20 protein-coding genes and 2 pseudogenes are annotated in these 21354 nt (G+C 72.2%); 7 read left to right on the top strand and 15 right to left on the bottom strand.

Annotation, left to right across the window (positions count from 1 at the left end; genetic code table 11):
- Positions 1-49: 49 nt before the first annotated feature.
- Positions 50-246: pseudogene (locus O1G21_RS19150) on the bottom strand (LLM class flavin-dependent oxidoreductase); the annotation flags it as partial.
- 80 nt (positions 247-326) lie between these two features.
- On the opposite strand from O1G21_RS19150, the gene O1G21_RS19145 reads away from it, so the two are divergent.
- From O1G21_RS19145 to O1G21_RS19125, 5 genes are all read left to right on the top strand, one after another.
- Positions 327-641 carry a hypothetical protein gene (locus O1G21_RS19145; RefSeq protein ID WP_270145467.1) on the top strand — a complete coding sequence of 105 codons (315 nt, stop codon included), beginning with the start codon at positions 327-329 and terminating at the stop codon, positions 639-641.
- A gap of 32 nt (positions 642-673) precedes the next feature.
- Positions 674-1918: a hypothetical protein gene (locus O1G21_RS19140; protein WP_270145466.1), complete on the top strand. Its 1245-nt coding sequence runs from the start codon at positions 674-676 to the stop codon at positions 1916-1918.
- Positions 1919-2092: 174 nt separating this feature from the next.
- The gene (locus O1G21_RS19135; RefSeq protein WP_270145464.1) at positions 2093-3148 is read left to right on the top strand and encodes a hypothetical protein; all 1056 of its coding nucleotides are present in this window, start codon (positions 2093-2095) and stop codon (positions 3146-3148) included.
- 35 nt (positions 3149-3183) lie between these two features.
- Complete coding sequence (locus O1G21_RS19130; RefSeq protein ID WP_270145463.1) at positions 3184-3861, top strand: SigE family RNA polymerase sigma factor; 678 nt, start codon at positions 3184-3186, stop codon at positions 3859-3861.
- A gap of 110 nt (positions 3862-3971) precedes the next feature.
- Positions 3972-4955: a hypothetical protein gene (locus O1G21_RS19125; protein WP_270145462.1), complete on the top strand. Its 984-nt coding sequence runs from the start codon at positions 3972-3974 to the stop codon at positions 4953-4955.
- A gap of 136 nt (positions 4956-5091) precedes the next feature.
- Here O1G21_RS19125 and O1G21_RS19120 read toward each other — a convergent pair whose 3' ends face one another.
- Positions 5092-5667: a hypothetical protein gene (locus O1G21_RS19120; RefSeq protein WP_270145460.1), complete on the bottom strand. Its 576-nt coding sequence runs from the start codon at positions 5665-5667 to the stop codon at positions 5092-5094.
- Between the two features lie 159 nt (positions 5668-5826).
- On the opposite strand from O1G21_RS19120, the gene O1G21_RS19115 reads away from it, so the two are divergent.
- Positions 5827-6411 carry a hypothetical protein gene (locus O1G21_RS19115; RefSeq protein WP_270145458.1) on the top strand — a complete coding sequence of 195 codons (585 nt, stop codon included), beginning with the start codon at positions 5827-5829 and terminating at the stop codon, positions 6409-6411.
- 31 nt (positions 6412-6442) lie between these two features.
- Here O1G21_RS19115 and O1G21_RS19110 read toward each other — a convergent pair whose 3' ends face one another.
- The 4 genes from O1G21_RS19110 to O1G21_RS19095 are packed head-to-tail and all read right to left on the bottom strand — an operon-like array spanning position 6443 to position 10246.
- A complete protein-coding gene (locus O1G21_RS19110) occupies positions 6443-6961 on the bottom strand; it encodes a hypothetical protein (RefSeq protein ID WP_270145456.1) in 519 nt (172 codons plus the stop codon).
- Positions 6958-7506 carry a hypothetical protein gene (locus tag O1G21_RS19105; protein ID WP_270145453.1) on the bottom strand — a complete coding sequence of 183 codons (549 nt, stop codon included), beginning with the start codon at positions 7504-7506 and terminating at the stop codon, positions 6958-6960. The genes O1G21_RS19110 and O1G21_RS19105 overlap by 4 nt, the downstream gene beginning before the upstream one ends.
- A gap of 3 nt (positions 7507-7509) precedes the next feature.
- Complete coding sequence (locus O1G21_RS19100) at positions 7510-9798, bottom strand: hypothetical protein (protein ID WP_270145451.1); 2289 nt, start codon at positions 9796-9798, stop codon at positions 7510-7512.
- Between the two features lie 13 nt (positions 9799-9811).
- Positions 9812-10246, bottom strand: a complete 435-nt coding sequence (locus O1G21_RS19095; protein WP_270145449.1) for a hypothetical protein — start codon at positions 10244-10246, stop codon at positions 9812-9814.
- 199 nt (positions 10247-10445) lie between these two features.
- On the opposite strand from O1G21_RS19095, the pseudogene O1G21_RS19090 reads away from it, so the two are divergent.
- Positions 10446-10658, top strand: a pseudogene (locus tag O1G21_RS19090) (ABC transporter ATP-binding protein); the annotation flags it as partial.
- A gap of 166 nt (positions 10659-10824) precedes the next feature.
- Here the strand turns inward: O1G21_RS19090 and O1G21_RS19085 are convergent.
- The 9 genes from O1G21_RS19085 to O1G21_RS19045 form a co-directional block, all read right to left on the bottom strand.
- Complete coding sequence (locus O1G21_RS19085) at positions 10825-12063, bottom strand: CynX/NimT family MFS transporter (protein WP_270145447.1); 1239 nt, start codon at positions 12061-12063, stop codon at positions 10825-10827.
- A gap of 91 nt (positions 12064-12154) precedes the next feature.
- Positions 12155-12886: a FadR/GntR family transcriptional regulator gene (locus tag O1G21_RS19080; protein WP_270145446.1), complete on the bottom strand. Its 732-nt coding sequence runs from the start codon at positions 12884-12886 to the stop codon at positions 12155-12157.
- A gap of 190 nt (positions 12887-13076) precedes the next feature.
- Entirely contained in the window at positions 13077-13910 is an 834-nt protein-coding gene (locus tag O1G21_RS19075) for an HAD family hydrolase (RefSeq protein ID WP_270145444.1), read from the bottom strand.
- The gene (gene serS, locus O1G21_RS19070) at positions 13907-15181 is read right to left on the bottom strand and encodes a serine--tRNA ligase (protein ID WP_270145442.1); all 1275 of its coding nucleotides are present in this window, start codon (positions 15179-15181) and stop codon (positions 13907-13909) included. Before serS ends, O1G21_RS19075 begins: the two co-directional genes overlap by 4 nt.
- Positions 15182-15710: 529 nt before the next feature.
- On the bottom strand, positions 15711-16646 hold the full coding sequence (pheA, locus tag O1G21_RS19065) for a prephenate dehydratase (protein ID WP_270145440.1): 936 nt from the start codon (positions 16644-16646) through the stop codon (positions 15711-15713).
- Between the two features lie 173 nt (positions 16647-16819).
- Entirely contained in the window at positions 16820-18088 is a 1269-nt protein-coding gene (gene efeB, locus O1G21_RS19060; RefSeq protein WP_405000672.1) for an iron uptake transporter deferrochelatase/peroxidase subunit, read from the bottom strand.
- Positions 18085-20130, bottom strand: a complete 2046-nt coding sequence (locus O1G21_RS19055) for a copper resistance CopC/CopD family protein (protein ID WP_270145436.1) — start codon at positions 20128-20130, stop codon at positions 18085-18087. Before O1G21_RS19055 ends, efeB begins: the two co-directional genes overlap by 4 nt.
- A gap of 13 nt (positions 20131-20143) precedes the next feature.
- Complete coding sequence (locus tag O1G21_RS19050) at positions 20144-20653, bottom strand: copper chaperone PCu(A)C (RefSeq protein WP_270145434.1); 510 nt, start codon at positions 20651-20653, stop codon at positions 20144-20146.
- Entirely contained in the window at positions 20650-21321 is a 672-nt protein-coding gene (locus O1G21_RS19045; RefSeq protein WP_270145432.1) for an SCO family protein, read from the bottom strand. The genes O1G21_RS19050 and O1G21_RS19045 overlap by 4 nt, the downstream gene beginning before the upstream one ends.
- Positions 21322-21354 lie beyond the last annotated feature (33 nt).

Genomic DNA, 21354 nt, shown 5'->3' with positions numbered 1-21354 from the left:
GCGCCGCCGGGCGGAGCGGGGCCCGTCCGCAGTGTGTTCTCGCAGGTCAGACCGTGATGGGTGAACGGGGCTTGACCGAGGTCACCAGCGTCCCCAGCCGCAGCCGCTCGGTCGCACACGGAACGACCGCCAGGACAGGTGGTCGTAGGCGTACGCGGCATGGAACCCGAGGTCCTCGGCCCGCCGCCGGATCTTCTGGCCGTCGCTCCACCGGTGGATGGGCAGGATAACGGCACTCAAGCGCATGCGGTGACGATACGCGCGCAGATCGACGGGACCTCGGACCGCCCGCAAGACGACGCGAGCCGGTTGGCTAACGTGGCGCCATGGGCACGTTGAGCAGGCGAGAACTGGCCGCGCTGGTCGAGGAAGCGACGGTCGACACCTACGACGAGCACGAGGAGGTGTCGGCTCTGTTCACCGCCGTCGAGGAGAACCTGGCGGTGCCCTTCAGCACCTCGGTGCTGGGCGTCGAGGTGATCGTGCGCGGCGTCGACCTCTCACGGGACGGAAGGATCGTCGCCCTGTGTACCCGCGATGGGTTCCGGCAGACGATCGGACTGCTGGACCTTCCGTTGCCGGACCCGGCTCCGGACGGAGCGGAGTGGGTCGAGGCATATCGCCACTACTGGGCACAGTGAGCGTCGGAACGCTCAGGACCGGGAGGGATTCCATGGCTGCCGTCGCACGGAACGAGTACGAGGCGTCGTTGCGAGGTCTGATCGAACGCTGCGCCGAGTTGAAAGGCGAACTGGTCGAGTTCGGCCGGAGCGCGCGCTTCGACCGGTCGTTGACGCCCCTCCTCCTGGAGGCCGCCGGGCCCCAGCGGCAGTTGGAGGAAGGCGATGCGATCCGGATCATCGACGACTTCATCCTGCGGTACCGCCTGCCGGACGGTTCGACCGTGGTGGACCGGTTCGTCGCCGGACGACGGGACTTGACCGAGGCCGACCGGGAGATGCTGCTCGGGTGGCGTGACCCGGTCGAGGGCATCTTCGAGATCCGGCGCAAGGACGGGGACGCCGTCGTCCTGCTGAACCTGATCGACGACCTCGAATACCGCACCTACTCGAACGTCGGGCGGGCGGCCTTCCGCGGAGTGTCCAAGGGGGGATTCCTGCACACCTGCCTGGTGCCCGTCCACTCGGCCGACGGGGCGTGGCTGATCTCCGGGATGATGTCGCACTATCCGAAGTCCAGCGCCACCGAGATCGCCCGGGCCGCGCTCCAACTGGCCACCGAACACCCCTCATTGGTCTTCCACAACCCCGAGAAGATCGAGCAGGGATGGCACTCGATGCGGGAGGACCGGGCCGCGTTCATCGAGTTCTGCGGCAGCGACGAGCTGGTCCTTCCCCCTGCCGAAGCCGAGGACCGGCTCAACGCCTACTACCGGCACCGGCAGGAGGCCGCCGTCGCCGAGCACCCCGACCGCGCCCGGGGCAGGCGGCTCCCCGGTCTGGCCTTCCCGGCCTTCGAACTACCGCGAGGACTCGCGGAATCGGACACGGTCGGCGTCATCTACGACGAAGTCGACGGGCTCAACTTCTACCCGGACTACGGCATGCTGCGGGACCTCTTCACCGACCCGGCCCTCCCGGGCCGCAGGCATCACCAGGACCTGCTGCGTACGTACCTGCGCGAGGAGTCGATCGCCCCACTGCCGATCCGCCGTCTGGCCGCCGCCCACCCGGAGACCGTCGACGAGGTGTTCCGGAAGCTGCTGCGCCAGCCGGGATTCACCTGGACCGAGCACGGCGAGGAACTGCTGCGCCGACGCAAGCGCCGGTACTACGAGCAGGAGCCCCGCCCCGGTGTCTCCGTGATCGGCGAACGCCTCAGCGAACTCGCCCGCGGCGCCCAGCGGCAGAAGTTCACCAGGGCGCGGCGTGTTCCGCGTCGACCTCGCCACCCGTAACCGTGAACGCCGGCTTTCGGCGAAAAACTTCTGGAATCCACCTGCAACCTCCGCGGGGGATGGACGTCTATGGGTTTGAAGGCGCGGAGAACGGACCCGCAAGCCCCAGGGCTTGCAACAGGGGCCGACCGCCTTCATCACAGGCAGCACGCCATACCCAGGGGGGATTCCGCCATGCGCACGTACCTTTCGTCCCGTTTCATGAAGAACATGGCCGTCGTCACCGCCGCTCTCGCTGTCGCGGGAGGCACCGCCGGTACTGCCGTCGCCGACCAGAGCGACTGCACCGGTCGGTCGGTCGTCGACCGCCCGGGTCAGCACCCGGTGAAGGATGCTCCGGCACATCACGGTGACATCACGCTGAGCTACGACCACCCCGGCACCCCGCTGACCGTCGGCCAGCCCTGGGAGTTCACGCTCGACGAGTACAACGGGACCGGCGCCGACTACCAGAACATCGCCGTCGACCTGTCCATCCTGGGCTGGACGGAGGTCAGCCCGGGCCGACTCGGTGGGATGACCTCGCAGAACACCCACCTGGAGGCCCTGATCAACGGGGTCTGGAAGAACGTCCCGCTGCAGACCGGCTGCGACCCGGCGCTGGCGATCAACAGCACCCTGGTCGACCACTCACTGGCTGCCGGCGCCCGATGGAAGCAGACCTTCCGGCTGACGGTCGACGCCAGTGTCTCGCCCGAGCTGACGTCGTTCCTGTTCGGCGACTCCGTCACGGCGGACGGCAAGTGGCAGTACCTGAACTCGGATGGTGCGGCTCAGGCGAAGTACGACATCGCCCGCCCTGCGGCCACGGTCCCCCGGCCGGCCGCCCCCGCCACGCCCGCAGCAGCCGCGACCCCGGTGGCCGGCGTTCCGACGGTCGCCAAGACCGCAGCCCCGGCCAGCGCCGTGCCGACTGCCCGGACCACCCCGACCGCCGCCGCATCGGCCCCGGCCACCGAAGCGCCGGTGACCACCACGCCGGCCCCGACCACCGCCGCATCGGCCCCGGCCACCGAAGCGCCGGTGACCACCACGCCGGCCCCGACCACCGCCGCATCGGCCCCGACCGCGCCAGCCAGCCCGGCCGCATTGCGGCTCGCCCCTGTCGCCGCGTCCGCGCCCGCCTCCGGCTCGGGCGCCGCTCAGGGCATCGTCGCAGGTCTGATCGCCGCAGTCGGCGGGGTCAGCTCGCTGGTCGTCGTCCGGGCCCGCCGTCGGCGACGTGCGTAATCTGCAACGATCACGGGGTTTTCAGAGGGGGATCGATGTCAGCAACGGCTGCCGGCGTCCTGTCGGTCACGCCACTGGGGACCGGCCAGTCGGCCGGCCAGGCCATCGGCCGAGGTGTCCGGCTACTGCTGGCGGTGCTGTTCGGAACGCAGGCCGAGACGGTCGTTCCGCGCCGCCGGCGGTTCCAGCTGTTGCGCGGAGGCGCCGGCGGGGCCGAGGAAGGGCCGCGCCCGACCGTGACCGACCTCTACCACGCCCACCGCCTCGGGCTCGTGCGCCTTGCGATCCTGCTGGTCGACGACTTGCAGAACGCCGAGGACGTGGTGCAGGAGTCGTTCACCTCGCTGTACCAGCGTCACGGTGAGGACCTGGACGATCTGGACAACGCACTCGCCTACCTCCGCACCACCGTCGTCAACAACGCCCGCTCGGTACTCCGGCGCCGGCGGACCGTACGCGCCTACGTGCCTCCGCACGAGCCGGACGCGGCCTCCGCAGAGGACCACGCCATCCACAACGACGAGCACCGACGCGTACTGGCGGCACTACAGGAGCTGACCCCACGCCAACGCGAAGTACTGGTCCTGCGCTACTGGTCGGACCTGAGCGAGGCGCGGATCGCGGAGACCCTCGATCTCTCCCGAGGTGCCGTGAAGTCGACCGCCAGCCGAGCACTGGACGCCCTGGAGAAGAAGCTGGAGCAGGTGCGATGAGCCAACCCCGCGACCCCCGGGACTCCGGGGACGAAGACCCGACATCCGCCGCGAGCCGGACGGAGCTTCTGCTCCGGTCCGCACTGGCGGCCCGCGCCAACGAGGTCGGTGTGCACCACCTGCGCCCGGCCGCCCCTCCCGCCGGGACGGTACGGCGCACCCGGCACCTCTACACCACTGCCCTGCCGCTGATCGGCCTCGCGGCGGGTGTCGTGGGGTACTTCGCCCTCGACCACACGCTGCTCACCGGGGACCGTACGGTCCGGCCGGCCATCACGGCTGCAGGTTCGCCCACGCCGAGTGCGACCTTCCCCACCCCGGCCCCTGCGACCGCCACGTCTTCGCCAACCCCGTCGGCCCCGACCCCTTCGGAGACCACGTCGGCCGCCCCGACCGGAACACACAGCACGACGCCCTCGGCGCTTGCGTCGTCTTCGCCAGCCACGGACGCATCCGCTACCGGTTCACCTGCCGGGGCGAACGCCACTTCCGGCCAGTACATCGCCGCGACCTGGCTGAAGGCGCCGGAGCTACCGCTGAACTCGGCCTTCCACTGGCAGGGCGCTGCCGGCACACCGACCAACACCACTGGTGACTTCCAGTGGCTATGGGTCTGCGGAACGGGCAGCCCGACCACGGAACTGCAGACCACTTCGATCTCCACGTTGAACTTCAGCGCCGCCGGCAGCGGCGCGAGCACCGTCCGGGCAGCCCAGCTGATGTTCTACTTCAGGACCGCCGACGCGGCGGACAAGGCACTGAACCGGATTCAGCAGAACTACGCGGGGTGCGCGGCGGACAAGGCGGCGCACGGCCCGACCGACATGACGACGGGTGCGAAGGTCAGTTGGCAGATCACCCGCACGGCGAACAGCACGGCCGGTTTCGCCTACAGCAGTGTGGCCCGCGAGGCGGGGGGCAAGCCGGCCAACATGCCCGATCTGCCATCCGATTCGCAGGAGTGGTTCGCCCGGTCCGGAAACGTCATCACGATGGTCAGCGTCTCCGGCCCCGACGCGGAGATCGATCCCACCGGTGACGCCGCTCGGACACTCGAGACCATGACGACCCGGCTCGGCAACTTCCCCCGGTGAGGGATGTGGACGCATGCCTCGGAGCCGGTGCCTCGGAGCCCGTGCGTCGGACCGGCCGCGAGGCCGCCGCGTCTCCCGGCCGGGCCCCGAGGCGGTTGCCGCCCGACAGGTCGGGCGGCAACCGCTCGGTGAGGGGTCAGGACTCGGCGCGCTCGACCATGTCGACGACCTTGCCGGAGGCGTCGAGCGTCACGCGGAAGTAGTTGTTCTGGCAGGGGTAGGAGCCCTTGCTGTCGTGCGGCGTGGCGATGCACTCGTTGATGTGCTTGACCAGGGCGGCCACGTCGACCTCCTTGGGTGCCACCACCACCGAGTTGAGGTGGCCCTTGGCGGTGGGGGCGAACGGTGCGGTCTTGTTGGCGCCGGTCGGCGTGAACTGGACGTCGTTGACGCCGCACTCGTCCTTGGTGTCCTGGTAGACCAGGGCGGTCGCCGAGGTGCCCTTGGCGGGGATGACCCACTTCTGGCCGGCCGGCAGGGGCTCGTGGGTGCAGATGCCCTGGGGGCCGTTGTCGGTGCCGGCGGTGGCGTTGCCGGTGGGCGCGGGCTTGGCGGTCCCGCCGGTGGCGGCGACGGTGGGTGCGGTGCTGGCGGCCGCGGTGGCGGTGCCGGTGCCGCTGGAGTCGCCCGAGTCGTTCGGGCCGCAGGCGGCGAGGCCCAGCGCCGTGGTGGCGAGCAGGGCGGTGGAGAGCAGTCTCCTGGCGTTGAGCATCACGATGGATCCCCCGTGTAACGCTTGGTCAGCTTGGTGGTGAAGCCGACAGAGTAGCGCCAGTGGTCGGGTGCTCGTTCGGGGAGGTGGGGGCGTGAGGCGCTAATCTGTCCGCCGCACCTTCATCTGATCAGGCGTTAAAACGGGGGTTCTTTCGTCATGTCCGTTTCCAGGAGGCTGCTCGCCACCGCTCTGGTCGCCACCGCCGCGTTCGGCCTGGCGGCCTGCGGCCCGAACGACTCGTCCGACCAGGGCGCCGGCACCACCACCGCGACCACCGCCCCGGCCGGTGCCGGTGCCGCGTCGCCCACCGCCGCCCCGGCCGGCGGCGGGACCGCCAAGCCCGCGCCGAGCGGCAAGCCCACCGACGGCGCCCCGGAGGGCTTCTGCACCAGCGGCCCGCTGCCCGCCGGGCACAAGTGGATCGACGTGCAGAAGGGCACCACCGCGACGGCCCTGGTCTACAAGGAGACCAAGGACGTCTGCGGCGTCGACGACGTCGGCCACGAGGCCGTGGGCCCCGACAAGACCGCGCAGTTCGCGCCCACCGTCAAGGGCCACCTCCGGTCGGTCGTCGCCGCGCCGAAGGACGTCAACGCGGCCGACCTGGCGAAGCACATCAACGAGTGCGTCGCCAACCCGGACAACCAGAAGGGCTTCTACCCCTGCTCGAGCGGCGACTACGAGGTCGCGTTGGACGCCTCCGGCAAGGTCACCGAGATGTGGGAGCGCCCGAGCAGCTGATGCGGCAGCGTCAATGACGGTGCAGGGCCGCTCACTTCACGGTGAGCGACTCGGCGCCGTTGGCGCACCCCAGCTTCTCGGCGGCACGCTTGGCGAAGCCGGTCACCAGCTCGGCCCGGTGCTCCTGGTCGGGGATGGCGGTGGGCGGGAAGTTCCTGTCCACCCTGAGCCGGGCCCGGTAGGGCTCGGCCTTGCCGTTCAGGGTGCAGCCGAAGGCCGCCTCCCCGTCCTCGGTGCCGTTGGCGTCCCCGGCGCTGAGCACGGAGGCGAAGAGCAGCCGCTGGCCCTGTCCTTGGACGGTGCAGACCAGGCCGGGCTTGAGGTCCGGCGTCGCGGGGCGGACCCCGGTGTCCACGAAGACCCGGGGAGTGCTCCCCAGCAGTGCGGTGATCCCCGGGTCGTCCAGGGTGCCCTGGCATTCCCCGTGGGACAGGGCGACGGCCGGCGGCCGGTACTCGGTGTGGTCGAGGTACAGGTGCCAGCCGAGCAGGCCGCCGCCGAGCAGCAGCAGGGCCGTCGCGCCCGCGGTCAGTGGTCCGGTCCTCGTCACTGGCAGGCGTCCTTCGTGTTCTGCTGCACCACGGCGGTGGCGATCTGCTCGAGGTCGCTCCGGCTGTTGTCACCCGTGCGGGCCGCCGCTCCGGCCGTGACCTCCAGCACGACGTAGCCGTAGTCGCCCTTGGTGGGCGGACACGTCCGGGCGATGACGGCGCTGCCCGCCCAGGACGCGGACGGGCCGGGCTGCGCGAAGCCGTGCGCGTCCGGATGCTGGGCGACCCCGGGCGGGAGGGCGGGCTGTCCGTCGTGGTGAGTGGCCAGGACGGTGAGCGCGGTGCGCCCGTCCACCCGGATGGTGCAGGAGGCCGGATCGCCGGAGCGGCCGTCCTGCTTCTCCTCCACGTCCTGCCCGCCGGGCGGCAGCAGCCGCCCGAGCGGGGAGCCGCTCCCGGTGGGCACCCCGCAGAGGTGGGCGGCCCGGCCGGGCTCCTCCACCGGGCGGTGCCCCCGCCAGTCCAGGTAGCCGACGGTCCCGGCGGCCGCCACCAGCACCGCGAGTGCGGCGGGCAGCGGCCACCGGCCTTCGAGCATCCTCACCGGCTAACCCCTCACCTGGGTGGCCATGTTGGTGGAGAGGCCGTCGATGAAGCCGGTCTTCGAGGCGTCCTGGGCGCCCGCCGCCAGCCGTTGCACGTCCGCGTAGTCGACGGAGGTCTGCAGGGAGGCGTCCCGGACCGCCTGGGAGACCGCGTCCATCGAGCTCTGCTTGGCCTGCTGGACGTAGACGCGGGCGTCCTGTTCGCCGTCCGCCGTGGTGTCGCGCGAGTTGGCCGCGATGATGTTGTTGGTGACGTCGTCGACGAGCATGCCCGAGAGGTCGCTGCCGAACGGCACCTTGTCCGTGACCTTGCCGATGGTCTGGTTGAACACGTCCTTGGCGAAGCCGACGTTCTCCGCCACGGCGTCGTTGTACGCCTTGTCGGAGGCGTGGTGCTGGGTGTGGACCTCGTCGACCCGGGCCTCGGCGAGGGTGCCGGTCACCACGCTGCCGTTCTGGGCGATGTGGTTGATGTCCGCCTGCAGCCGGGAGAAGTCGGTCTGCCCGCTGTCCAGCGCGCCGCGGATCAGTGCGCTGGTGTACGCCTGGTTGGCGTTGGTGATCGAGCCGTACGACTGCGGGTCGCGCCCGAGCGCGTCCAGCAGGCCCTGGATCTTCGAGCCGTCGAGGTTGGCCGCGGAGCCGTTGACGGGCAGGTCGTTCGCGCCCGAGGCGGCCCGCTGGACGTCCCCGATGTAGTCGGCGGCGATGTGCCCGAGGCTGCCGCGCAGCGGGGCGAACTTGCCGTCGCCCTTGATGTCGTCCAGCGTCCCGTTGCCACCGTGGGTGCCGAAGGTGTCCAGGACCCGCTCCGCCAGGGCGGCCTGCTCGGGGGTGTGCGGCTTCGGCGGGACGTCGGCCGGCTGGTCGTACGGGTGGCCGGAGGTGGCCGCCTCCAGGGCGTGACCGAGCGCGGTCGGGCCGGCGTGCTTGCTCTGGTCGAGCGCGTTCATGTCGCGCATCGAGTTGGTGTCCGGCAGCCACTCCTTGTCGTGGGTGTAGTAGGTGAAGTAGTCCGCCGGCTTGGGCTTGCCGTTCGGGTTGACCGTGCCGTCCTCGTTGTACGCGGTCGGCTGCTCGCTGAAGAACTGGTTGGCCGCGGCCGGGCTGTGGCCCAGGGCGGTCAGCACCGCGGTGGTCGGCTGGAAGCCGAGGCCGCCGTCGGTGCCGCCGAGCAGGTTGAAGCCGTGCACCCTGTCGGCGACGGCCTGCGGCGGGGCCGGCCAGTACTTGTCCCGGTTGGTGTCGAGCTGGGTGACGTGCTGGGCGATCGGGTCGAGGAAGTGCGGGTCGTAGTTGCCGGTCATCAGGATGCCGGAGAGCACCTGGTAGCCGTACGGCTGGTAGTCGAACCCGGTCGGCCGCATCGGCTTGTCCCAGACCGGCTGGGCGCCGGCCTTGCGCAGGGCGGCGGCCCAGTCGTCGGACAGGTGCGGCTGGTTGCTCTGCCGGGTGGCGGTGGCCAGGTTGAGCCCGAGGTTCCTCTGCAGGTCCTGGTAGGCCTTCCAGCGCGGGTCGTTGGGGTCGCGGTAGTGCGCCGGGTCGCCGACCATGCTGTTCCAGGACTTGATCAGGCCGTCCGGACCGAGGTCCTGGTAGAAGGTCGTGGCGAACTTCGGATCGTTCTGGTGCGAGGCCAGCAGCGAGTTGAGTTCGGTGAGTTCGGTGTCGCTGATGTCCCCGCCCTTGGCCGCGAGCAGGGAGGCGCGCTTGCCGTCCGCCTCGGGGCCGCCGCCGATGGCGTTGGCGTTGAAGGAGTGGTCCTTGTCGGTGCCGCTGTCGGAGTTCAGCGCGTAGGCGATCCGCTCGTCGGCGGCGGTGGCCTCCGCGATGGCGGCGACGATCGCCTGGTGGGCGGCGTCCGCCTTGCCGCCCCACTCCTTCTGGTACTCGTCGAGGGCGTCCCGGTCGTGCCGGGTGGCGGTGTCCGGCGGTGGCCAGTTCACCGTGCCGTCAGCGGTGACGGTCAGTTTGGCGGCCTGGGCGTCCGCGACGGCCTTGTCCAGCTTGGCCTTGGCGGCCTTGAACTCGGTCGCGGCGTCGGTGAAGATCGAGGCCAGGGCGTTCGCCTCGGTGACGGCGGCGCTCAACTGGTCGGCGGTGCGCTTGAGTCCGGGTCTCGCCTGGTCGGCCGCGTTGCCGACCCAGCATTCGGAGTCGACCTGGCCCACGACCGTGGTGTTCCAGTCGTCGTCCATCGACTTGAGCTTCTGCGCCACGGTGGTCCAGGCGGTCGCGGCGGCGTCCAGGGAGCCGAAGTCGGCGTTGCTGAGTTCGTGGAAGTCCACCATGTCCGTATCCCCCTCAGGCGCCCATGTCGTGCCGCACGTGCTGCTCGTGCTGCTGGTAGGCGGTGGCGCTGGTGCGCAGCGCCTGGGTGGTCTGCCCGATCGTCGTGCCGAGGGCGGCGATGCACTGGTCCCAGGTGCCGGCGGCGTTCTTGGCGGCCTGGCCGGTGCTCCAGTTGGCGAGCGAGGTGCTGACCTTGGCGGTGGCGTCGTCGGCGCCGCGGCCGTCGGTGTTCAGCCGTGCGTGGATCTGGTCGGAGTTGGTGCCCGCGGTGGCCAGCGCGTTGGAGTCGACGGAGAAGCCGCCGCCCCCACCCCCGGCGGGCGCGCTCGCCGAGTTGATCTGGGTGCGGGCCGCCTCCTGCGCCCGGGCCTGGGCGGTCAGATTGCCGTCCGCGTCGTACGCCCACGGATTCATCATCCGGTCGAACGCGGTCGCCCGATCAGACATGTCGATCGCTCTCCCTCTGTGCCGGTGCAGCCGTACCGGCAACCCCGTTGATGGTGCGTCTCGAAAAATTGCGACAAGAGTACAAGCCGTCTCCGGATTTGCCGACCCTTGGGGGAGGTCGATCCCGACGTCATACCGAGGTACTGGCAGGCCTCGTCATTCCCGCTCATGGCCCTTGCCGCGCAAGGCCGTTACGTTGATGGGCGTGTCCACTGCTGTCATCGAGACCGAGGGCCTCACCGAGAGGTTCCCCCGGGTCACCGCCCTCGACCAGCTGACCGTCGAGGTGCGGCCCGGGGTCGTCGGGCTGGTCGGGGCCAACGGGGCGGGCGAGTCCACCCTGATCGAGATCGTGCCGGGGCTCGCCCCGGCGACCTCCGGCCTCGGCGAGGTGCTCGGCCTGGGCCTCGCCATGGGGCCGGGCGGTCGCCGAGGCGGTGGCCGGGGACACCGCGATCGGCGCCGACGTCTCGCTCGGGGCGGCCGTCCCGCTGCTGCTGGTGGTCACCGTCGGGGCGAGCGTCCTGGCCTCGGTGAGGCTCGCCGGGCTGACCCTCGCGGCCGAGGAGCAGGGCCCGTCAGAGCGTCCGGTCGCGCCCCGCGCCGAAGCCCGCCGCGCCGACCACCACGACCAGCACCAGCATCAGCGCCAGGGTGGCGTCCCAGCCGCCGGTGAGCTGGTGCAGCGCACCGGCGCCGACCGGCCCGGCCGCGGCGACCAGGTAGCCGATCGCCTGGGACATCCCGCCCAGCTGGGCGGCACCGGCCGCGGTGCCGGTGCGCAGCACGATGAACGCCAGGCCCAGGCCCAGCGAACCGCCCTGGGCCACGCCGAGGATGGCCGCCGACACCCAGGCGCCGGAGACCGGCGCGACCAGCAGCAGCGCGATGCCGAGGCCGTTCAGGGCGGCCATGGTGACCGCCAGCGCGCGCTGGTTGGTCATCCGGCCGGCCATCAGCGGCACCAGGAAGGCACCGGCCACCTGCACCAGGTTGGAGAAGGCGAAGACCAGGCCGGCCTGGCCGCGGTCCATGCCGTGGTCGGCCAGGATGGTCGGCATCCAGGCGACCAGGGTGTAGACCAGCAGCGACGAGATGCCCATGAACAGGCTGATCTGCCAGGCCAGCGGGGACTTCCAGATGCCCTCGATCGGCTTGCCGGGCTGGGCGGCCGCAGCGACGGCGGCCTTCTCCTGCCGGGAGCGCAGCACCTGCGGCAGCCAGGCCACCGCCGCGACCAGGGCGAGCAGCGACCAGGCGCCGAGCGAGGCCCGCCAGCCGCCGCCGAGTGCGTGCTCCAGCGGGACGGACGTGCCGGCGGCGAGGGTCGCGCCGACCAGCATGGTGGTCGAGTAGACGCCGGTCATGGTCGCCGCCCGGTCCGGGAACTCCCGCTTGACCAGGCCCGGCATCGACACGTTCAGCACCGCGATGGCCACGCCGATCACCATGCAGCCCGCGTACAGCGCGAACACCGAGGGCAGCACCCGCAGCAGCACGCCCGCGCCCAGCACCAGCACCGCGCCCAGCACGACGCGCTCGGCGCCGAACCGGCGGGTCAGTCGGGGGGTGAGCGGGGCGCCGACGCCCTGGAACAGCACCGGGACGGTGGTGATCAGTCCGCTCGCGGTGGCGGACAGGCCGAAGGTCCGCTGGATCTCGCCGACCATCGGGGAGATCGCGGCCAGGCAGGCGCGCATGTTCAGCGCGACCAGCACGATGCCGGTCAGCAGCAGGACGGGGTGGGCCAGCCGAGCGCGGACCGGGAGCGGGGCGGGAGTGGTGACAACCGGCTGCTGGGCACGGGTGACGGCCATGGGTGTGCTGTTCTTTCGTGAATCAGGGGAGACGCGGACGACGGAGGAGGACGCCGGCCGCGGGACGGACGGAAGTGCGGCTCTCGCCGTCCTACTTCCGGGCCGCGATGGCCGCGAGCAGCTGCTCGACGGCCGCGGTGGGCTCGGCGAGCAGCGCGCGACACGCCGCCTCGGCGCGGTCCGGGTCACCGCTCTCGATCGCGTCGACCAGCGCCTCGTGGGTGGCCACGACCGCCTCGGGCATCTCGTGGTCGCCGAACGCCGAGGTCATCGCCTCGCGCACGGAGGCGCCGAAGTAGCGGTACACCTCGGCCAGCGCCGGGTTGTGCGCGGCCTCGACGACGGCGGTGTGGAACTCCAGGTCGTGCTCGACGGTGGCCTCGCGGCTCGCCCGCTCGGGGTGGGTCGCGAAGACCTCGGCCTCCCGGGCCAGCGCGGCCCGCATCCGCCGGATGTCCTCGGGGGTGTGCCGCAGCGCGGCCAGTCGGGCGCCCTCGGTCTCCAGCGCGGCGCGGACCTCCAGGACGTCCCGGATGCCCGAGCGCTGGACGCCGCGCAGCACCGCCGCCGGGTCGCTGGTGGACCGTACGAAGGTGCCCTCGCCCTGCCGGGAGACCAGCATTCCGGCGTGCACCAGCACCCGGATCGCCTCCCGCACGGTGTTCCGCCCGACCTGCAGCCGCTCGGCCAACTCGTGCTCGGTGGGGATCTGCGACCCCACCGGCCAGGCGCCGCCGGCCAGCTGCTCGCGCAGCTGGTCGATCGTGGTGTCCACCAGGGATCGCCGCCCGGCCGCCTGCAGGCCGTTGCCGTCGCCGCTCATGCCGGGCCTCCCTTCGCACACCACTCATCGGTCATGGGTCATCCTACAACCACTTGCCCGGTCATCCTACAACTCCTCCCGCCCGGCGCCGGTGCACCTGGTTCTCCCCATGACGGAGAACCCCGCGCCCCGGAGGGGCACGGGGAACCGTGTGAGACGGAATAGGGCACTGACAGGCGGACCGCCGGTTCTACCGCCCCGGGAACAGCCGTTCCAGGACGACGGCCACGCCGTCCTCGTCGTTGCTCGCGGTGATCTCGTCGGCGACGGCGAGCAGTTCCTCGTGGGCGTTGGCCATGGCGACGCTGTACGCCGCCCACCCGAACATCGGGACGTCGTTGGGCATGTCGCCGAAGGCGATGGTGTCGGCGGCGCGCACTCCCAGCCGGCGGGCGGCGACGGCCAGGCCGGTGGCCTTGGACAGGCCCAGCGGCAGCAGTTCGACCACGCCGGCCCCGGCCATCACCACGCCGACCAGGTCGCCGACGGCATGCCGGGCGGCCTCGGCGAGGGCGTCGTCGGTCAGGCCGGGGTGCTGGATGTAGAGCTTGGCGAGCGGGGAGGCGAATAGTTCGCCGCGCTCGACCCGGACGACCGGGAGCTCGGAGCCGATCAGCAGTTCGTAGCCGGGCCCGGCCAGCACCTGACCGTCCAGGCCGTCCTGGTTGGAGGCGATGGCCAGCGGGCCGGTCTCGGCCTCGATCTTCTCGATCGCGAGCGCGGCGAGCCGGCGGTCCAGGGTGAGCGAGGTGAGCAGTTTGTGCGCGCCGGCGTCGTAGACCTGGGCGCCCTGGCCGCAGACCGCTATCCCGGTGTAGCCGATCGCGTCGAAGACCGGGCGGGCCCAGACGGCCGAGCGGCCGGTCACCACGATGTGCAGCGCGCCCGCGCCGGTGGCCGTGGCCAGAGCGGCGCGGGTGCGCTCGGAGACGGTCTCCGCGCTGGTCAGCAGCGTGCCGTCGAGGTCGGTGGCGACCAGCCGGTAGGGCAGGTCGCCACCGATCGGGTGTGCGTCCGAGGTCACTTGACCGGCTCGAGGACGGCCCGCCCGCCGAGGTAGGGGCGCAGCGCCTCGGGCACGACGACCGAGCCGTCGGCCTGCTGGTGGTTCTCCAGGATCGCCACGATGGTGCGCGGGACGGCGACCAGGGTGCCGTTCAGGGTGGCGAGCGGGCGGGTCTTGCCCTCCTCGCGCATCCGGATCGACAGCCGGCGGGCCTGGTACTCGGTGGTGTTGGAGGTCGAGGTGACCTCGCGGTACTTGCCCTGGGTGGGGATCCAGGCCTCGATGTCGAACTTGCGCGCGGCCGAGGAGCCGAGGTCGCCGGAGGCGACGTCGATCACCCGGTACGGCAGCTCCAGCGCGTTGAGGAAGTCCTTCTCCCACTGGAGCAGGCGGCGGTGCTCGTTCTCCGCGTCCTCGGGCCTGGTGAAGACGAACATCTCCACCTTCTCGAACTGGTGGACGCGGATGATGCCGCGGGTGTCCTTGCCGTAGGTGCCGGCCTCGCGGCGGAAGCAGGACGAGTAGCCGGCGTAGCGCAGCGGCAGCTTGTCGGCCTCGATGATCTCGTCCATGTGGTACGCCGCGAGCGGGACCTCGCTGGTGCCGACCAGGTACCGGTCCTCCTCGGGGAGGTGGTACACGTTCTCGGCGGCCTGGCCGAGGAAGCCGGTGCCGTCCATGGCGGCCGGGCGGACCAGGGCCGGGGTGATCATCGGGATGAAGCCGGCCGCGGTGGCCTGGGCGATCGCCATGTTGACCAGGGCGAGCTCCAGCAGCGCGCCGGGACCGGTCAGGTAGTAGGAGCGGGCACCGGCGACCTTGGCGCCGCGCTCGGTGTCGATCGCGCCCAGCAGCTGGCCGAGCTCGACGTGGTCGCGGGGCTCGAAGCCCTCGGCGGCGAAGTCGCGCGGGGTGCCGATCTCCTCCAGGGTGACGAAGTCCTCCTCGCCGCCGACCGGGGCGGCCGGGTCGATGAGGTTCGCCAGGGAGCGGAGCAGGCGGTCCGCCTCCTCCTTGGCCGCGCTGTGCTCGGCGTCCGCGGCCTTGACCTCGGCGGCCAGGTCCTTGGTGCGCTGCAGCAGGGCGGTCTTCTCCTCGCCCTTGGCCTGGGCGACCTGCTTGCCGAGCACCCGCTGCTCGTTGCGCAGTTCGTCGAAGCGGCTGCCCGAGGACCGGCGCCGCTCGTCGGCGGAGAGGAGGGCGTCGACCACGTCGACGTCCTCGCCACGGACGCGCTGCGAGGCGCGCACTCGGTCAGGGTCCTCACGGAGCAGGCGAAGGTCAATCACAGGGCCAAGCGTACCGGGCGGGCGTTCCTCCACCGGTACCGGTTTTCCCCTGGGGATAACTCACCGAATCCTGTGGATAACTCCTGTGGGGAACGCGCCGCACCCGGACCGGGGGCGGGTTATCCACAGGCGTGGGGCCGGGGCTGTGGATGGTGGAGGAGGATCGGCGTCCGCTGACCGAAACCAGGGAATTGAGGCTTCAAACCTCAATGAACCTTCTCGGGCGAGGGAATTGAACCACTCGCGCAGGTGATTTGCAGGCAAGCGGGTGACTCTGGTCCGATTAGTCATCTCTGTGACGCAAACCGATGATCCGACCAGTTCTGTGCAATGGCTATACCGGTTTGTCGACTCATCCCCAGGCCTGTGGATAACTTCCGGCTGTGGACAGCGAGTGGACGACGGGGAAGCCTGTGGACAGCGGCTCCCGGAGTCGGGCGTTCCTGTGGATGACGGTGCGGTCACCCGCCGCACCTGATCGGCCCGGTCGATAACGGTCGGAAAAGGTCAGAAAGACGGGAGAAGGCGCTCAGATGTCCCCGCGCCCGTCGAGCGCCCGGGAGAGCCAGTCCGCCGCCGCCGCGAAATCCTCGTCCGAGGTCCCCGGCCGCCGGTGCTTGGAGGCCTGCCGGTCGGCGCGCGGATAGGAACCGAGGAACCGCACCTGCGGGCAGATCCGCTTGAGGCCCATCATCGCCTCGGCCACCCGCCGCTCGGACAGGTGCCCCTCGCAGTCGATCAGGAAGCAGTAGCTGCCCAGCCCCTCCCCGGTCGGCCGGGACTCGATCCGCACCAGGTTCACCCCGCGCACCGCGAACTCCTGCAGCAGCTCCAGCAGCGCACCCGGGTGGTCGTCCGGCAGCCAGACCACCATCGAGGTCTTGTCCGCCCCGGTCGGCGAGGAGACCCGCCCCGGACGGCCGACCAGCACGAACCGGGTGGTCGCGCCCTGCGCGTCCGCGATCTCCTTGACCAGCGGGTCCAGCCCGTAGATCGGCGCCGCGAACTCGCCCGCGAACGCCCCGTCGTACCGGCCCTCGGCGACCAGCCGGGCGCCGTCCGCGTTGGAGGCGGCCGACTCCCAGGTGGCGTCCGGCAGGTTGGCCGCCAGCCACTTGCGCACCTGCGGCTGGGCCACCGGGTGGCTGGTCACCGTCTTCACCCCGGACAGCTCGGTGCCCGGCCGCACCAGCAGCGCGAAGGTGATCGGCAGCAGCACCTCGCGGTAGATCATCAGCGGCGCGCCGGCGGCCAGTTCGTCGTTGGTCGCGGTGACCGCGCCCTCGACCGAGTTCTCGATCGGCACGAACGCCCCGGCGGCCTCCCCGCCGCGCACCGCGTCCAACGCCAGCGCCACCGAGGACAGCGGCACCAGCTCCCGGGTCGCCGCCTCGGGCAGCGTGTGCAGCGCCGCCTCGGTGAAGGTGCCGGCCGGGCCGAGGTAGGTGTAGCGGGTGGCCGACATGACGCCTCCGTTGCGAATGGGGTGCTGCCTGGGCGGGTGGTGCCGAAGCAGTCACCATAACGATTCCGCGGTCCCGGCAGGAAAGCGTTCCAGTGGCCGGGACCGCAGTTCCCCGAACTGAGGGCCTGGCTCCCGGGTCCTTGCCGGGTCCGACGAAACCCAGGAGCCAGGCCCTACCCCTCCAGCAGCTGCTGACCGAGGTACCCTCCGGCCGGCGCCCCCGGCGGGACGGCGTACAGCCCGCTCGCCTCGTGCCGCAGGAACCGGGACAGCCCGTCGCCCCGGGAGAGCTTGCGCTGCACCGGGGTGAAGCCCTTGCGCGGGTCGGCCTGGAAGGCGAGGAACAGCAGCCCGGCGTCCGGCGAGCCGTCCGGCAGCGCCCCGTCGTGGTACGAGAAGCCGCGCCGCAGCATCGCCGCCCCGCCGTTGCCGGCCGGGGCGGCGACCCGGATGTGGGCGTCGGAGGGGATCGCCGGCCCGCCGTCCGGGCCCTGCACGGAGAGGTCCGCCGCGGTGCCCTCGCCCGACCCGGCCGGCGCGCTCAGCGGCGAGCCGTCCGACTTGCGCCGCCCGAGCACCCGCTCCTGGCGCTCCACCGGCAGCTCCTCCCAGTGGTCCAGCAGCATCCGGATCCGCCGGAACACCAGGTACGAGCCCCCGGCCAGCCAGGCCGGCTGGTCCCCGCCGGGGGTGCAGAACACCTTGGCGGCGAAGCCGTCCTGACCCGGCTTCGGGTTGTTGGTGCCGTCGATCTGGCCCATCAGGTTGCGTCCGGTCATCGGTCGCGCGGTCGCGCCCGGGGTCCGGGCGAAGCCGGCCGACTGCCAGCGCAGCGCCGCCGTGCCGGCCGCCAGCTTCTGCAGCGTCCGCAGGGCGTGCGCCACCACCAGCGCGTCGTCGGCGCCGATCTGGACGAACAGGTCGCCCTCGCCGCGCGCCGGGTCGAGCGCCTCGCCGGGGAAGGCGGGCAGCGGTTCGAGGGCCGCCGGGCGGCGGTCGGCCAGCCCGGCCTTGTCGAACAGCGCGGCGCCGAAGCCGAGCGTGACGGTGAGCGAGCAGGGCCCGGCGTCCAGCGCGACCTGGTTGTCGAACTCCTCGGCCGGCTCCCCGGCGGTCAGCCGGTCCACCGCCTTGGTCCAGCGCTGCAGCAGGGTGCGCAGCCCGTCCCGGCCGGCCCCGTCGGCCAGGTCGAAGGCGGCCAGCCGGACGCCGGCCTGCTGGGGGTCGAGGATCCCGGCCTGGTGCTCGCCGCGGAACGGCACCCGGCCGGTGCCGAGCGCGCCGCCGCCGCCCGTCGCCGAGCCCTCGGCCGGGCGCTCGTAGGCGACCGCCCCGGCCACCCCCGCTCCGGCGCCGACCAGCAGCCCGGCTCCGGCCGTGCCGAGCAGCGCCCGCCGGGTGAAGCCCGCCGAGCCCTTCTTCTCGTCGTGCACCGCGCTCACCCGATCTTGAACTGCTGGGTCGGGGTGGTCTGGTCGATGTCGGAGGAGCGGATCTGCACCGAGACCACCCAGCTGCCGGCCAGCGGCAGCTGCGCGGTGCCGCCCCAGCGGCCGGTGCCCTCCGGGGTGAGCGCGACCGGCAGCGGGCCCAGGTCGCGGTCCGGCAGGGTGAAGGCGAGCTGCACCTCGGGGACGTCCACCGGCTTGCCGTCCGCGTCGTCCAGCGCGAGCTTGACCTCGTTCGGGCCGCTCCTGGCCGGGTTGAGGGTGACGGTCGCGGTGCCCTTGGCGTTCGGCGTCCGGCCCTTGGTGTCGTACGGCAGCTTGAGCTCCACCGTGCGGCCCGGCTCGGTCTGCGGGGCCGGTGCGGCGGTGCCCGCCGTGGCCCCGCCCGTCTGGACCTCGCTCGCCACCCGCCCGGGCGGGGAGTTGGTGAGCATCGTGGTGACCACCAGCACCGCCACCGCGACCAGCGCCTCGACCAGCACCGAGCGGCGCAGCCCGGCCCGGGTCGGGGTCAGCCCGCGCTCACGCCCGGCGCTCGCCACGGCCGCCCGCTGACGGTCCAGCTGCGCCTGCCGGACCGGGTCCTCGCTGCGCGCCGCGGCGCCGACCGGCTCGGGCACCTCGGCCCGCTCGACCTCGGCCGCCTCGGCGGGGGCCGAGCGCAGCCGGGCCAGCCAGCTGCGGGACATCCAGGCGACGCCCAGCATCACGACCACGCAGCCGGTCTTCACCAGCAGCAGCTTCCCGTACTCGGTGCCGGTCAGTGCGCCCCAGCTGCCCAGACCCCGCCAGGACTGGTAGATCCCGGTGGCGGCCAGCACGGCCACCGAACCGAAGGCGATCTTGGAGAAACGGTCCACCACCTCGGCGCCGACGCCCTCGCGCAGCGCGACGGACAACGCGGCCAGGCCGCCCAGCCAGAGCGCCATCGCGATCAGGTGCAGGATGCCGAACGGCAGCGCCAGCCCGACCTGGATGCCCACCGAGGCGTGGTCGGCGCCCACCCAGGTCGCCGAGAACGCCACCGCCAGCACCAGCCCGGCCACGCCCAGGCCGAGCCGGGCCTCACGCTGCGGCCGCTCGGCGGCCCGCTGCTCCAGCTCGCGCAGCTCGGCGGCCTCGGCGGCGTCGGCCCCGTCGGCTCCGGCCGCGGCGGTTTCCGCCTCGCCGGCCCCGCCGGTCGCCGCGGCGACCGGCGGGGCCGGCGGCTGCCCCAGCTGGCCGACCAGCAGCGACAGGAAGATCCCGGCCGCGGCGAGCAGCAGCAGCCGGGCGGCCAGCGCGGTGCCGATCCGCTCGTCCAGACTGGTGCGCACCAGCGACAGGTCGAGGGCCTGCCCGATGCCGGTGCCGCGCTCGTACGGGCCGCGCAGCATCAGCACCGCGACGGTCGAGGCCAGCAGCGCCGTCCAGCCGGTCATCAGCAGCCGCTGCACCGGCCGCCGGGCGGCGCCGGCCGGCCAGCAGATCAGCACGAAGGCGGCGACCCCGGCGAGCAGCGCGAAGGCCGCGTAGGCGACGGTGCGCCCGGTCCCGTAGAGGGCGGCGACCAGGGTGTCCGCCTTGGCGCCCTGCAGCGCGCTGGCCGACACCGAGGTGTCCGAGCGCGCGCCGATGGAGAAGGTGAACGCTCCGCCGACCGGGTGCGAGTCCTCCGAGACGGCCCGCCAGGCGACGGTGTACGTGCCATTGGCGAGCCCGCTGTTCAGCCCGACCCGGGCGGTGTCGCCCTTGCCGTCGGCGTGGGTCGGGTTGCCGGTGTCCACCGGCTTGCCGCGCGGGTCGAGCACCCGGACCGAGTCGCTGGACAGCGAGACCGTCTCGCTGAAGGTCAGGGTGACCGCCTGCGGGGCGGTGGCGACCACCGAGTTCTGCGCCGGGTCGGTGGAGTTCAGGGTGGCGTGCGCGGAGGCCGGGCCGGCGCCGGCGAGCATCAGCGCGAGCAGCGCGCCGAGCATCCCGAGCAGTCCGACGGCCCGGCGGTGGGAGGCGATGCGGCTGCGGGAGGCAATGCGGCGGTGGGCGGCCTTCTCCATGCTGGCGGGTCCCCTAACTCTGGCCTGGACGGTAGGTGAGCTCCTTGACCGGCACCTTGACGGAGATGGTGCCGGACTTGGCGAAGGTCAGGTCGAGCTCCAGCTCGTCGCCCAGGGCGGGGGCCTTCTGCCAATCCATGATCATCAGGTGGGTGCCGCCGCGGGCGAGCCGCAGCGTGCCGTGCGCGGGCACGTCCAGGCTGTCCACCTGCTCCATGGTCGACGCGGTCGAGCGGTGCATGGTGACCGACCCGGCCTCCGGGCTGCTCACCTTGACCAGCTCGTCCGGCCCGCCGTCGTTGCGGACGGTCAGGTAGCCGGCACCCATCCCGCCGGCCGGGGGCAGCGGGATGTAGGGGTCCGCCACGCTCAGCTTCGCCGGCCCGGCGGCGGCCCTGTCGCCGCTGCCGCCGTCGCCGCCGGTCCCGCAGGCGGCGAGTATCGCCCCGCCGCCGAGGACCGTCGCCAGCACCGCGCCGGCCAGGGCCGAGCGGCGGAAACGTCGGTTCACCGCCGTCGTCACGCCGCGACCCCCTTGGCGAGCAGCGGCAGGTCGTGCTCGTAGGTCTTCTCCTCGGTGCCGCTCATGTAGAGCACGTGGGCCTTGTCGTCCGAGGGGAGGAAGGCCAGTACCTGGGCGCCGTGGGTCGAGGTGACGGTGCCGTCCGGGTTGACCACCGGGTCCTCGATCATGATGCCGAGCGACCTGGCGGCGGTCTTCACCTTCGCGAGGTCGCCGGTGAGGCCTACGAAGTCGGTGCCCATCGAGTCCAGCCAGGTGCGCAGCACCTTGGGGGTGTCGCGCTGCGGGTCGGTGGAGACGAAGACGACGTTGATCTTCTTCCGGTCCTCCGGGGACAGCGCCTTCATCGCGACGCCGATGTCGCCCATGGTGGTCGGGCAGACGTCCGGGCAGCTGGTGTAGCCGAAGAACAGCAGGGTGGCCTTGCCGTTGGTCTGCTGCCGCAGGTCGTACGGCTGGCCGGAGGTGTCGGTCAGCTGGAGGTCGGGCTTCTCGAAGTTCTTGGCCAGCTTGGTGCCCTGGTACGGACTGTCGTCCTTCTGCTGGGTGACCTTGGCGGCGGCGGTCGAGCCGCCGCCGGAGGAGCCGCAGGCCGAGAGGGTGAGCGCGGCGGCCAGGGCGAGGGCGGCCGCGCCGGCCAGGCGGGTGGTGCGGGTGGTGCGGGGCATGGTGGATCCGATCGGGCGCGGGGGGACCACCGG

The organism is Kitasatospora cathayae (genome assembly GCF_027627435.1).
In the GTDB taxonomy this organism is placed as follows: Bacteria; Actinomycetota; Actinomycetes; order Streptomycetales; family Streptomycetaceae; genus Kitasatospora; species Kitasatospora cathayae.
The sequence above is the reverse complement of the archived record's forward strand: the minus strand, read 5'-3'. Positions and strand labels throughout refer to the sequence as shown.

What these genes read in the sequence shown, in the direction of transcription:
- O1G21_RS19115 (WP_270145458.1), top strand. Translation starts at nt 5,827, where the DNA reads ATGTCCGTTTCCAGGAGGCTGCTCGCCACCGCTCTGGTCGCCACCGCC.
- O1G21_RS19140 (WP_270145466.1), top strand. Translation starts at nt 674, where the DNA reads ATGGCTGCCGTCGCACGGAACGAGTACGAGGCGTCGTTGCGAGGTCTG.
- O1G21_RS19095 (WP_270145449.1), bottom strand. Translation starts at nt 10,246, where the DNA reads ATGTCTGATCGGGCGACCGCGTTCGACCGGATGATGAATCCGTGGGCG.
- pheA (WP_270145440.1), bottom strand. Translation starts at nt 16,646, where the DNA reads ATGTCGGCCACCCGCTACACCTACCTCGGCCCGGCCGGCACCTTCACC.
- O1G21_RS19100 (WP_270145451.1), bottom strand. Translation starts at nt 9,798, where the DNA reads ATGGTGGACTTCCACGAACTCAGCAACGCCGACTTCGGCTCCCTGGAC.
- O1G21_RS19135 (WP_270145464.1), top strand. Translation starts at nt 2,093, where the DNA reads ATGCGCACGTACCTTTCGTCCCGTTTCATGAAGAACATGGCCGTCGTC.
- O1G21_RS19145 (WP_270145467.1), top strand. Translation starts at nt 327, where the DNA reads ATGGGCACGTTGAGCAGGCGAGAACTGGCCGCGCTGGTCGAGGAAGCG.
- O1G21_RS19085 (WP_270145447.1), bottom strand. Translation starts at nt 12,063, where the DNA reads ATGGCCGTCACCCGTGCCCAGCAGCCGGTTGTCACCACTCCCGCCCCG.
- O1G21_RS19130 (WP_270145463.1), top strand. Translation starts at nt 3,184, where the DNA reads ATGTCAGCAACGGCTGCCGGCGTCCTGTCGGTCACGCCACTGGGGACC.
- O1G21_RS19120 (WP_270145460.1), bottom strand. Translation starts at nt 5,667, where the DNA reads ATGCTCAACGCCAGGAGACTGCTCTCCACCGCCCTGCTCGCCACCACG.
- O1G21_RS19055 (WP_270145436.1), bottom strand. Translation starts at nt 20,130, where the DNA reads ATGGAGAAGGCCGCCCACCGCCGCATTGCCTCCCGCAGCCGCATCGCC.
- O1G21_RS19045 (WP_270145432.1), bottom strand. Translation starts at nt 21,321, where the DNA reads ATGCCCCGCACCACCCGCACCACCCGCCTGGCCGGCGCGGCCGCCCTC.
- O1G21_RS19080 (WP_270145446.1), bottom strand. Translation starts at nt 12,886, where the DNA reads ATGAGCGGCGACGGCAACGGCCTGCAGGCGGCCGGGCGGCGATCCCTG.